This window comes from Streptomyces sp. NBC_00038, from assembly GCF_026343635.1.
Taxonomy (GTDB): domain Bacteria; phylum Actinomycetota; class Actinomycetes; order Streptomycetales; family Streptomycetaceae; genus Streptomyces.
This window is the reverse complement of record NZ_JAPELQ010000001.1, coordinates 3,399,868-3,413,283: the sequence shown is the minus strand read 5'-3', so window position 1 is coordinate 3,413,283 and position 13,416 is coordinate 3,399,868. Positions and strand designations below refer to the sequence as shown.

General features: G+C 65.1%; 5 protein-coding genes. 4 read left to right on the top strand and 1 reads right to left on the bottom strand.

Annotated elements, in window-relative coordinates; all coding sequences use genetic code 11:
- Window positions 1–296: 296 nt before the first annotated feature.
- The 3 genes from OG219_RS15580 (at window position 297) to OG219_RS15570 (ending at window position 11,924) form a co-directional block, all read left to right on the top strand.
- Window positions 297–3,977: a LamG-like jellyroll fold domain-containing protein gene (locus tag OG219_RS15580; RefSeq protein ID WP_266836102.1), complete on the top strand. Its 3,681-nt coding sequence runs from the start codon at window positions 297–299 to the stop codon at window positions 3,975–3,977.
- Window positions 3,978–4,077: 100 nt separating this feature from the next.
- A complete protein-coding gene (locus tag OG219_RS15575; RefSeq protein ID WP_266826938.1) occupies window positions 4,078–10,620 on the top strand; it encodes an RHS repeat-associated core domain-containing protein in 6,543 nt (2,180 codons plus the stop codon).
- A 611-nt stretch (window positions 10,621–11,231) separates the two neighbouring features.
- Window positions 11,232–11,924, top strand: a complete 693-nt coding sequence (locus tag OG219_RS15570; protein WP_266826936.1) for a hypothetical protein — start codon at window positions 11,232–11,234, stop codon at window positions 11,922–11,924.
- 77 nt (window positions 11,925–12,001) lie between these two features.
- Here OG219_RS15570 and OG219_RS15565 read toward each other — a convergent pair whose 3' ends face one another.
- Entirely contained in the window at window positions 12,002–12,370 is a 369-nt protein-coding gene (locus OG219_RS15565; protein WP_266826934.1) for an ATP-binding protein, read from the bottom strand.
- A gap of 559 nt (window positions 12,371–12,929) precedes the next feature.
- On the opposite strand from OG219_RS15565, the gene OG219_RS15560 reads away from it, so the two are divergent.
- Entirely contained in the window at window positions 12,930–13,412 is a 483-nt protein-coding gene (locus OG219_RS15560; RefSeq protein ID WP_266826932.1) for a hypothetical protein, read from the top strand.
- The last annotated feature ends 4 nt before the right edge of the window (window positions 13,413–13,416 follow it).

Below are 13,416 nucleotides of genomic sequence, written 5' to 3'. Positions count from 1 at the left end.
GGCGGCTCCTGATCGGACATCCAGGGTCATTTGTGCAGGTCAGGGATCTGGCACGGGAGGGTTGATGTGTCGTGGGTCACATTGACGCAAGGATTTGAGGAAGCGTTTACTCGCTCCACCTGTGAACAATCTGTGACTCTGGGGTGGGGTTTGTGGGGCTGGGGCGGGAACATTGGTGTATCCGTACGACGGCGCGCCGATCGGGTCGTGTAATCGGCGGAGTTACGGCCGCGGCAACGGTGTTGTCGCTCCTGCCCGTTGTGGCATTTGTGGCGACTGCCGATGCACGGGCTGCGATGCCGCCGTCCGGGTTGACTGAACAGTCGGCTTCCGAACAGGCAGCTGCTTCCGGCGATCCGGTTGAGGTGACGGCAGCTCGGACCGAGTACTCCACCACGATGGCGAACCCTGACGGGACGTTCGCACTCACCCAGTCGACGGAGCCTCAACGGGCCAAGTCCGATGACGGGGTGTGGCGGGACATCGACGTCACCTTGGAGAAGCGTTCGGACGGCACGGTCGGGCCGAAGTCGGCTGTCGTGGATCTGGCGTTCTCGGGCGGTGGCAGCGGCTCGGACATGCTTCGACTGGGGCATGACGGCCAGGAGTTGAAGCTCGGCTGGCCAGCCTCGCTGCCGGCGCCGACATTGGACGGACCCACGGCTACCTACGCCAACGTGCCGGTCACTGGCGTGGATCTTCAACTGACCGCGACTGCCGAGGGCTATCGCGAGGTTCTCATGGTCAAGACGCCTGAAGCCGCGGCCAGTCCCGAGTTGGAGCAGGTCCAGCTCGCTGCCCACGGTGACGGCCTGAGTGTCGTGCCGGGCGAGGGTGGTGGCCTGCGAGCGATGGACGCCGACGGCAACGCAGTGTTTCGCGGGCCTGCCGGGCTGATGTGGGACTCGGCGGGGGGCGAGGCCACAGGCGCCACGACTCAGCTCATGTCGACTGCGGCCGACGACACGCAGGTTGGACAGGGCCCGGAGGAGGACCCGGCGCAGCCGGGCCATGGTGACGTCACGGCGGAGCTTCCGGTATCGGTCGGTGGCGGCACGGTGTCCGTGACGCCGGACCTTGGCCTGCTGCGTGGAAAGGACACCGTCTATCCGGTGTTCATCGACCCTGCTGCGGGGCTGGGGGTGTCGGAGTGGACGAAGCTTTCGTCGGACGGCGACAAGTTCTGGAAGTTCAGCGAGCCCAAGGGTGTGGGCCGGTGTGGTGTGGCGGACGGATACGCCTGCAGCACGGGTGGCTACACCGACCGGATGTACTTCGAGTTCGGCCCCGGCAAACTGGCCGGCAAGCAGGTCCTCGATGCGACGTTTCGAGCGTATGAGACCTGGTCGTTCAACTGCTCTCCGCACTGGGTGGATCTGGAGCGGACGGACAACATCAGTGAGGGCACCAGATGGCCCGGCCCCAAGCAACTCGACCAGATGAGTGACAGGTATGTCTCGGCGGGCCGTGGCGACCTCTGCAGCCCCGAACAACCCAACTCGTGGGTCGAGTTCAACGACAACCCCGCAGAGGCGGACGAGAACCTGACATCCACCGTCCGGGCCTTCGCGGACGGCAAGTTCCCCAGGCTGACGCTCATGTTGCGGGCCAAGGACGAGACCGATCCACGGGCTTGGAAGCGATTCGACAACAACGCCGAGTTGAAGGTCTGGTACGTGCACAAGCCCGGTGTTCCGACGTCAGTCGGGGCGATTCCGGGAACGGGAACCACGGCCGCGTGCCGACCCTCGTCCGACCCGCTGACGGTGACTGTGGACACGCCGACCGTCCAGGCGCGCGTACAGACGAAGGTAGAGCAGAACGAGGGCGAGGAAGAGGGGTATCTGCAGGCCGAGTTCGTCATGCAGCGCTCCAGTACCGACACCACATCAGGCACGTGGTCGCAAGTGTGGAGCGACTATGAGCCGGACTCTGGATGGGTTCCGGATGGCACGCTGGAGAAGACCACAACCAGTAAGCGGGCGGACGGAGGCCTGTACAGGTTCCGTGCCCGCACGCAATCGCACTGGAGCTACAACGGTAAGGCCGCAGATCTGTTCTCTCCGTACTCGTCGTGGTGCTACCTGCGGATCGACTCCTCGGCGCCGAAGGTGCCGACCATCACGTCCGGTGGGCCGTACCTCGAATGCCTGACGGACGACTGCACACCCACGGGCGGTCCGGGCGCGCAGGGTACCTTCACCTTCGGCCCCAACGCGGCGGACCTGGATGTGAAGGCATACCGCTGGAGATTCATGACCAGCAATGCCGCCGCAACCAAGACGGTGAACGCGAAGGTCACGAACGCCCCGGTGACGGTCAGTGATGTGAAACCAGGCCTTGCCGGTCTCCAGACGCTGTCGGTCGAGGCAAGCGACTTGAAGCTGGACAAGGAGGGACGGGTGCGCTGGGGGCCGCCCGCCTACTTCAACACGAAGGTTGCGCTCGCCCAGGATGCCAGCGGGCGTTGGCGCTTCGGGGAACTCAAGCCCGGCACCGGCACCATGACGGCGGCAGACACCGCCACCGTGGGTGTTCGTCACAACGCTTCGCTCGTCGGAGAGGCGGGTACCGGCGGCTCGACCAGGGCCCGCCGGGGTGCCGGCGACTACTCGCTGCGCTTGAACGACGACACCACCGATCCGGCGCAGCAGACCGGACATGCGTCGACGGCCTCGCCCGCGGTGAACACCCAAGGCTCGTTCACCGTCTCGTCCTGGGTGTATCTGACAGACGCTTCGGTGAACCGAGTTGTTTTGACGGAGCCGGGTTCCAAGACCAGTGCCTTTACCTTGTACTACTCGACCGCGTACAAGAAGTGGATCTTCAACCGTACGGACAAGGACCAAGCGGCACCGGTGATCATCCGTTCCCTCGCCGATACTGCCAATCCGCCGCTGAGGGTGTGGACGCACCTCATGGGCGTGTTCGACACCAACAAGGACGCGGACAGGAGCGACGACACCATCCAGCTGTTCGTCAACGGGCAGCCCCAGGGCGATCCCGTGGTGCTCGCCGCCGCGGCATCGACGTACGAACCCTGGGCCGCGACCGGTGGCCTGCAAATCGGACGTCAGGTCAAGGCCGGAGTCGGCGGTGAGCACTTCTTCGGGCTCCTGGACGAGGTTGCCGTGTGGCAGTACGCACTCGAACCGGGCCAGGCCCGGGAAGAGAACCGTCTGCAGCAGGACGGTGTACCGGCCAATGAGCTGGTCGCGCACTGGGACGCCACGATTTCGTCCGGGGTCAAGGTCGCGGAGAGCCCAGAGGATCCCGACAACCCCGCGAGTACTTCGTTCCCGTACAGCCGAGGCGGCCTGACCCTGTCCGGCTCGGGAGCAAAACTCTCCGGCGTCGACGCCACCGCACTGGTCATGGACGGGGCCGCCGGCTACGCGTCCGCGACGGGCTCGGTGGTCGATGAGACCGGTTCGTTCACGGTGTCCGCGCGGGTGCGGCTGAACAAAGCGCTGCTGACGTCGAAACCAGTCGGCTACCGAGGACTGGTTGCAGCACAGGCGACCCCGGTGGGCAAGGAGTCCTCGTGGGCGGTGTGGGTCGAGAAGGTCGCGGACGGCATCTACCAGTGGAAGTTCGGACGCACCGCCGTCGACTCCTCAGGCAAGGTGATCGACACCGCGCTTGCTCCCGCCCAGGAACCCGTGGGCGACAAGGAATGGGACACCTGGGTCGATGTGACGGGAGTCTTTGACGCGACGGAGAGCTTCGCTGCCGCTGACGGTTCCGAGCGCTTCGGGGTCGCCCAGTTGTACGTCGGTCCGTTCGTCCAGCAGGGCGAGGAGGATCCGGGGCTTGCTGTGGCGCAGCAGGGCAGCGGAGTGCTCTCGGTGGGCAATGGATCCGCGGACGGCGTCACAGGCCACTACCTGCCGGGCGACTTGGCGAAGGTGCGCGTGTGGACCGGCGCGATGACTCCTGACCAGGTGAACCGCCAGATCGCGCAACCCTCGACGTAGCCGACCGGGCGTCTCTTCTGCCGCCCTCCGACTTCTTCCGCAGACCTTCAACGACGTGCTGCCGTCCTCACCGGGGCGGCGGCACGCGAGGAGACATGTCATGAACCAGTACGCCTCAGGCTCGCCCAGGACAGGGAAAGCCGCACGCGGCAGACGCCCCTGGCTACGGCGTATCGCCGCGGTGGCCGGTTTCGTCATGGTGCCGAGCCTGCTGACGCCGGTCGTCTTCGCGGCGGACGCGGATCCGCTGGGGAACCCCGGTCTGAAGGCTCCGCGGGCGGCCAAGGTCACCCCGTGGACGGTGAAGGCAAACGAGAAGAGCACCGAGGTGGTCGAAAAGTCCGCCGCGGCCGACCGGGCCGCCGCCAAACGTGCCGACCAGGACCAGCGGCGTACGGTCACCTGGCCCGAGAGCGGTATCGCAAGGCTTTCGCTGCCCGCGTCGGGCAGGGCGAAGGCCGAGCCGGGTTCGCTGCCCTTGAGCCTGGCGGCCCCGAAAGCCGTCAAGGGTAAGAAGCAGCCGCGCACCGCCGACGCGGTCAGGGTCGAGGTTCTTGGGCAGAAGGCCACAAAGAAGCTTGGCATCAAGGGCGTGGTGCTCAAGGTCACCGGGCCCAAGAGCGGCGGCAGGGCCCAACTCGACATTGACTACTCGGCGTTCGCCACCGCCTACGGCGGCGACTGGGCAGGTCGCCTGCAACTGCTCAAGTTCCCCGAATGTCTGTTGGACACGGTCGACAAGGGAATGTGCCGAACCTCCCAGCCGCTCGACTCGGCCAATGACCGCGGCAGAGAGCTCCTTTCGTCGACGCTCGCCTTCAAGTCCACGGCCGACAGCGGCGAAACGATGGTGCTGGCCCTGGCCGCCGGAACGCAGTCGGGCGCCGGCGACTACAAGGCGACCCCGCTGGCAGCCTCCTCCACCTGGGAGGCGGGCGGCTCGTCCGGCACCTTCACCTGGTCCTACCCTCTGCGCACACCGCCCGCCGCGGCTGGACCCACGCCTGGCCTGTCGATCTCGTACGACTCCGGCAGCGTGGACGGACGTACCGCGTCCACGAACAACCAAGGCAGCCAGCTCGGAGAGGGCTTCGACCTGACCTCCTCCTACGTCGAGCGCAAGTACGGCTCGTGCGACGACGACGGGCAGACTGACAAGTTCGACCTGTGCTGGAAGTACGACAACGCCTCCCTCGTCCTGAACGGGAAGGCCACCGAACTCGTCAAGGACGACACCACGGGTGAGTGGCACCTCAAGAACGACGACGCCTCCACGGTCGAGCACCTGACCGGAGCCGGCAACGGCGACGACGACGGCGAGTACTGGAAGGTCACCACCGGCGACGGCACCCAGTACGTCTTCGGAAAGCACAAGCTGCCCGGCTGGCGCTCGGACAACCCGGCCACGACCGACACCGTGGACCCCGACCCCACAACCGACTCCACTTGGCTTGCCCAGGTGTACGGCGACGATTCCAGCGAACCCGGCTACGACAAGGGCACCGACTTCTCCGGTCGCTCCCTCGTCCAGGCCTGGCGCTGGAACCTGGACTACGTCGTGGACACCCGCGGCAACGCAATGTCGTACTACTACGGCAAGGAGACGAACTACTACGCCAAGAACGGCGCATCGACCAACAGCGCCTACACGCGTGGCGGTTACCTCAAGCGAATCGAGTACGGCCAGCGCTCGGACACGATCTTCACATCCGTGGCCCCGGAGAAGGTGACCTTCGGCTACGCACAACGTTGCACCGCTGCGGACTGCACTTCGCTGACCGAGTCCACGCGGGACAACTGGCCCGATGTCCCGTACGACGCCATCTGCGCCTCCTCCACCGCCGACTGCACCGGAAACAACGGCCCCTCCTTCTTCACCCGATACCGGCTGACCACTATCAACACCTACGCCTGGGACGCGGCGGCCGCCACACCCGCGTACGCGGCGGTGGACACCTGGACGCTCAACCACCTCTACCTCGACCCGGGTGACACGGGCGACTCCACCGACCAGGCCCTCTGGCTCGACGGGATCAAGCACACCGGCAAGCGCGGCACCGACCTCGTTCTGGACCCGGTCAAGTTCACGCACGTCTTCATGCCCAATCGAGTCGACGGCCCCAGCGACGACATCCTCTCCCTCGACAAGCCGCGCCTGCGCACGGTGACGTCCGAGGCCGGAGCACAGACGATCGTCTCGTATGCCGAGGCCGACTGTGTCTACGGGCAGACGATGCCCAAGGTCGACGAGAACATCAAGAACTGCTATCCGGTCTACTGGTCGCCCAACGGCGAGGAGACCCCGATCCTCGACTGGTTCCAGAAGTACCCGGTCACAGCCGTCTCCACCACCGACCCGCACGGCGGCTCGGAAGATGTCCAGCACAGCTACCAGTACTCCGGCGGCGGTGCCTGGCATTACAACGAGGATCCGTTCACCCCGGAGAAGGAGCGCACCTGGTCGGTCTGGCGCGGCTTCGGACGCGTCACGCACGTCACCGGTGACAGCAACAGTGCTCAGCTCAAGACGACCACGATCTATTTGCGTGGCATGGACGGCGACCGGGTGCTGGGTTCGGACGGGACGACCCCTGACCCGGACAAGCGCAAGTCGGTGTCGGTCACTGGAATCTACGCCGACGCTCACGGCGACCCCGACCGATACGCCGGCTTCACCAGAGAGAGCGTCACCTACAACGGTGCCACTCCCGTATCCGCGACGATCAACACCGGCTGGTCCAAGAAGACCGCCACGCAACACAAGTCGTACGCGGACATCGAGGCGTACTTCGTGCGCACCGGCGTCCAGTACGCGCATGCCAACCTCACCCCCACGGCCACCGCTCCGACGTGGCGTACTCGTACGACCACGACGACCTACGACGACTACGGAATGGCCGCCACCGTGCAGGACGGTGGCGACAACGCCGTCAGCGGCGACGAGAAGTGCACGCGCACCTGGTACGCCCGCGATGACGACAAGGGCATCAACTCCCTTGCCTCCCGCACCCGCACGGTCGCCAAAGCCTGCGCCACCGCGGACTCGGCCCTCGACCTGCCCACGGACTCCACCCGTGCCGGTGACGTCATCTCCGACACGGCCACGATCTACGACGACACCGCGGCCATCGCTTGGTCGGCCTCCCAGAAGCCGACCAAGGGCCAAGCGGTCTGGGCGGGCCGTGCGAAGTCGTACGGCAGTGACGACGCCCCGGTGTGGCAGAAGATCGCGACGACGACGTACGACACCCTCGGTCGCCCACGTGTAGTGAAGGACACCAACGACCAGACCATCGCGGACACGACCTACGTCCCGGCGGCGGCCGGACCGCTGACGTCCAGCAGTGTCACCAACGTCAAGGGCCACAAAGCCACCGCCGCGGTCTCCTTCGCGACTGGCAGCGTGGTCAAGGCCACCGACTCCAACGGCAAGATCACGGAAACCGAGTACGACAGTCTCGGCCGTGTCACCAGCGTCTGGCTGCCGAACCGCTCCAAAGCTCTCGGCAAGACGGCAAATCACGTCTACACGTACAAAGTCACGAACTCCGCCATGTCCTGGGTTTCGACTGGCACGCTCAAGGGCGACGGCTCCGGCTACAACACCACGTACGAGTTCTACGACTCGCTCCTACGCAGCCGCCAGGTCCAGAGCCCGAGCCCGGTCGGCGGACGGCTGGTGTCCCTGACCCTCTACGACGACCGTGGACTCGCGGTCAGCGCACAGGGCGACATCTGGGACGACACCTCCGAGCCCTCCGGCACGCCGGTGCAGACCGAGGGCAGCCAGACACCGATCCAGACGGACACGACGTACGACGGTGCGGGCCGTGCCACGAAAACCGTGACGAAGAACTACAACGTCACACGCTGGACCACTGACGCGACCTACACGGGCGACACCGTCACCACCTCGGCTCCGGCCGGCGGCCAGGCCACCGCAGTCGTGACCAACGCACTCGGCCAGACGACGGAGCGCCGCGAGTACGCGAGCCCGAAGCCCACAGGCACCGGCTACACCACCACGAACTACACCTACACACCGTCCGGCCGGCAGGAGAGCATCACCGGCCCCGACAAGGCCAAGTGGTCCTACGGCTATGACCTCTTCGGCCGTCAGACCACCGCAACCGACCCGGACAAGGGCACCAGCAGCACTTACTACGACGCCCTCGACCGGGTCGACTACACCGTCGATGCCGCGAACAAGAAGCTGCTGTACGGATACGACGAGCTGAACCGCAAGACCGGCCTGTGGCAGACGGCGAAGACGGACGGCAACAAGCTCGCCGCCTGGACCTTCGACTCCTTGGCCAAGGGACAACCGGACACCACGGTCCGCTACGACGGTGGCCTGACTGGTGACGCGTACACCCAGCAGGTCACCGCCTACGACAGCCTCTACCAGGTCACTGGCAGCCAGTTGATCCTGCCGGACAACGACGACATGGTCGCCGCGGGTGTGCCCAATCCTCTCTCCTTCACCACGGGCTACCGCCTGGACGGCACCATCAGCCAGACCTCCCAGCCGGCCGTCGGCGGCCTGGCAGCCGAGACCGTCTCCTTCACCTACAACGCGACAGGGCAGCAGCTCACCTCGCGGGGCACCACGGGCTACCTTCAGCTCGCGGCGTTCACTCCCCAAGGCGACCTGAACCAGCTCCAACTGGGCATGGACGGAGCGCTCTCGGCGAAGAAGGCCTACCTCAACTGGGAGTACGAGCCCGGCACCCGCCGCCTGACGCACTCCTTTGTCACCGACGACGTGCACGGCTACATGCCGCAGGACCTTAAGTTCACCCAGGACGACGCTGGCAACGTCACCTCGATCCTTGACGCCTCCACGCAGGGCGGCACCGCCAAGCCCGACTACCAGTGCTTCACCTACGACGGCTCCAGGCGGCTGACGGAATCCTGGACACCGAAGACCGCGGACTGCGCGGCCACTGGCCGCACCACAGCCAACATCGATGGCGCAGCGCCCTACTGGACCTCGTACACGTACACCGGCGGGGGCCAGCGCAAGACCGAGACCAAGCACACCGCCTCGGGCGACAACACCACCACGTACGCGTACGACGCCACCACCGACACCAAGCCCCACACGCTGGACAAGACCACCGGAGCCACCACCGGCAGCTACGTCTACGACGCTACCGGCAATACCACCTCCCGCCCTGGCCCCAGCGCCCAGCAGGCCCTGGTCTGGAACGCCGAAGGCAAGCCGGCCAAGACCACCGAAGGTACTAAGGAGACCAGCTACCTCTACGGCGCCGACGGCGAACTCCTCATCCGAAGTGCCAAGGGCGATGGTGACACCGTCCTCTACCTCGGCGGCACAGAGGTCCGCCTGACGGTCAAGGGCGCGACGAAGACTCTCTCGGGCACGCGCTACTACTCGGCCAACGGCCAGACGATCGCCGTCCGAACGGCCACTTCGGGAGTCTCCGGCACGAAGCTCAGCTTCCTCGCCTCCGACCACCACGGCACGTCCAGCATCGCGCTCGACGCCACGACGTACGCGGTCACCAAGCGCTACACGACGCCGTTCGGCGCGACGCGGGGCACCAAAGCCACCAACTGGCCTGACGACAAGGCCTTCTTGGGCAAGCCGGCCGATGAGTCGACGGCGCTGACGCATATCGGCGCCCGCGAATACGACTCCGGCATCGGCCAGTTCATCAGCGTCGACCCGCTGCTGGAACTCGACAAGCACCAGACCCTCAACGGCTATAGCTACGGCGCCCAGAACCCGGTCACAAACGCCGACCCCAGCGGCCTCGGCCTGGCCTGCGGAGGAGAGGGCGGCGACGAGGGCTGCGGCAGCGGCGTCGTCACGCACGGGGACGGCTCCCTCTCCAAAGACGGCAACCCCACCGGCGGCGGCGTGAGCAGCGGCGGGGGTGGGACCACGAGTGGACGCGGGGGAACGGCGAGCACGGACAGCACTTCAGGTGATGTCATCATCTTCGCCGAGGCGCCAGAACTCGGGGAGCTGCCGCAGCAGTATAGATATCAATCACCCAATGGGGTTTGCATTTATGCTATGGCGAGCAGTTGTGACACTGTGGATGCTCAGGCGCAGAGCATCCCCGATCTCCCGTGCCCTTCCGGCGAGGCAGGATGGGTGTGCGCAGCTCGTAACTCGCTGTATAAGTTTGGAATCTTGTCGGGAATGCAGGGTGGCTCTATCGGTTTCTTTGGGCTGGGTGGTGGTGGTGCTCGCTGGAATCAGGTGGTGAGGCTTCCCGAAGGGTTGACTAGATCACAATTCTCGGGAGTCGGAGATGTGTTTCGTAGCAGTTTGAAGATAAAGGCGAATGTTGTAGTTCAGGGTAGTCGCGTGACGGGGAATATTACAGGTTCATCGGACTTGGATATCGCCGTCCGCGTTTCTCCTGAAACATTTGACGCTATGGTTGCCCAGCGGTGGGTCGGTGCCAAGCCGGGATCTGCCAAGGCGCGTACGAGAGATTGGGCAATCGAAACAGGGAAGATCACGGCCGGAGATTCGATCCCCAAACTGAGTGGGATCCGAAACGAAATCCAGGGAATCTTGGGTGATGAAGTTCATCATGTAGATGTCTCGGTGATCAAGATGGGAGGTGCTTTCGACAATGGGCCATTCATTGGGATCGAATGAAAATTCTGCGAGTATTGACATGGACTGCATGATCTATGTTGACATGGACGACTTCAGGGGCGTTCTTCGTCGCCTGTCTGACGCCCTGCATGTGCGGTTGGAGTCGCGCGGAATGTTTGCCTACTCTGGAGTCAGGGTGTATGGAGCGCACAATGACTATGAGGCGGGTGGGGATGGTAGTAGCGACTTTGTACAGTGGCCGTCAGTCCTCGAATGTGAACCTCTCGATAACTCCTCACGAGAGGATGTGGTAGCAGCTATTGGTGTCATGCTGGAGACTCTTTGGGGTTTTGGTCGTCGAGCCGTGGCTGCCTGTGACTTTGAGGATGAATTGCCTGAGGGGGGCGGTCTAGGAATGCAGTCGTAGGTCACGGCCAGCTATTTGGTGCATCGGAATGCAATGTCGCTAAGTTAGCTGCTCCTGTCGTGCGCGTGTTGGCGGGGTGGACGGGTACGGTTCGCCATGGCGCAGGTTATGGTGTGCGGGGCAGGTCGGCGGAAAAGTGGTTCGTCGAGCTGGTGGCTGACGAACCACATTAAGTTGGTAGAGTTTCCAACCTTTCTGCGGTAGCCGGTGATTTTTTCAAGAATTGGGGTCGATGTTGAGTGGTGTGCCGCGCGCCGTGATAGCCATCGCCTTGGCGGCCGCAGTGGCAGCCATCGCGGCCTGTGGCGGGGTGGCGGACGGGTCCGCGGAGTCGAAGTCCTCCGCGGTGAGTCGGGGGCCGCTGACGGAGGCCCAATTGACCGCGGCGCTTCCGGTCGGCTCCGATCTTCCCGGTTTCACTGCAGAGCTGCAGAGCGCTCCCTTGTTGGAGGCTCAGGACATCGTGACAACCGGCCAGTCGGCCTGTCGCCCCATCGCGGACATGATGAGCGTGCGTCCTCGGTATCCGCGCCAGGCCATGGTCTGGGCCACGCTCCGACCGGACGGCGCTCCGGAGGCCGCCACGCCCGGCAGTGTGACGCTCACGAGTCACCGGGGCGACGGGGCGGCGGCGGGGATGGCCGAGCTCAAGGAGGCTGCGGTCAACTGCACCGGTTTCACCGCCACTTCGCAGCGGGGCTGGACCCACCGGTTCATCGTCACAAGACTTCCCCAGGCGCGGGTGGGTGACGATGCGGTCAGTTACCTGATCACGAATGTGAAGGCCCCGGGTGGAGAGGGCAACGTCATGACGGTCGTCCGCACCGGCAGCACCTTCGCCACGTACCTCCTGCCACCGACGGATGGCGAGTCGCAGCCTGTGCCGGAATCCGTCGCCGCCCGGCAGCACATGAGGATCCGCGTCGTTGCGGACTAGCGCGGTGGTCGAGGGAATCGGCTCGTAGGAGGCCTGGGTGCCTCGGAGTTGGGCAAGGCGGCGAGGTGCCCATCACGTCATTCGGTAATCATGCGGGCGCGGACGGTTCTGCCGATGTGCCGACGCGGACTCCAGGTGAGCTCTGTCGTCAGTGCTCGTACGAGGCTCAGGCCCCGCCCGTGTTCCTCGGTTAGATCTCGCGGTGCCGTCTCGGTGAAGTTCGGGAACGCTGAGACCGGGTCCGAGACCTCGATCAGCAGTGAGCCGTCCCCGAATTGCGCCAGCCGGAGCCACAGTTCATGCCTCGGACACCTGCCGTGGCGTACGCCGTTGGCCACGAGTTCTGACGTGATCAGTACAGCGTCGTCGGTGTTTCCCTCCCAGTTCCAGAGAGTCAGCCGGCGCCGTGCGTGGAGGCGAGCCAGGCGCACGCTGGTGGGCAGCATGGGGTAGCTCAGGGCACGTCAGCGTTCCGAGCCTTCGTGCGCGCCCTCAACTGACGCGATGCCGGGCAGGCGATGTGCTGCCGGGCAGCGTTGCCAGGCCGGGTCTGACCTTGTACTGCCGTCTCCTGCTGAAGCTGGCGTCGTCCGTTGACGGCTTCGCTACGCACTGCGCCTGGTGCAAGACATTCCAGCAAGGCACGCGGCTCGTCCGTGGTACCGACGCCAGCTTTGGATTCATGGGGGCGCAATACGCGTGCAGCGCGTGCCGCACCGAGCATCGGCTCCCCCTGGTCGCTGATCAGTGCCTCGGCGATTACCACCTCCCGAAGAACAGTCTGAAGGACGGCCGGCCATGATTTGCTCCAGGCGAGCCCAGGTGGTCGAGGCTGTCATCACGACCTCCCTCGCGGCGCTGGTCGTGGGGCGTGGAGTACCGCGCTTTGGTATGTGCTCTGCAGTCCCAGGCGATAGGAGCAGACTCGAACTCTGTGGTTCGGTGCGAGCCGGAGCCGGTGAGGCACGATGAGGTTTCCGATCGGCGCAGGAGGGAGGCCGCGGGGTGGGTTATGAACTGCAGGCAGTGATCGCCGGAGAAGAGTTGCTTCGGGCTGCCTCACGGGATGTCGCCGTCGCTGCAGTGGTGCCTCTGAGTCAAGGCCTGTCGCTGATGCCGATGACGGACCAGCTTTTCGATGCCGTCACGGACGGCAGTGCGGTGGGGCCTCTTGGCTTTTGGCGGTTGCCAGGAGGCTTCGACACGCTTCTTGCTCAGTGGTCCACTGCGGGGCCGGTCGTCTATGCGGAAGTTGAATACTTCGGAGGCGTCGGGGAACAGCGAGCTGCCGTCTGGGCTGATGGGGCAGTGGTGCTCGGACCGTTGCATGTCCCGGAGGGCCAGTCGTTCCCCTCTGCCGGGAGCCCGATCTCGCAGGCTCTTCGGCGAGTTGGCGCGGTGGCCAATGCGGCCGAGGACGAATTCTTGGCCGTGGGACTCGACCGCCATCGGCACAACGAAGACTGGATGCCAACCGGGAACGGTTAGGCCT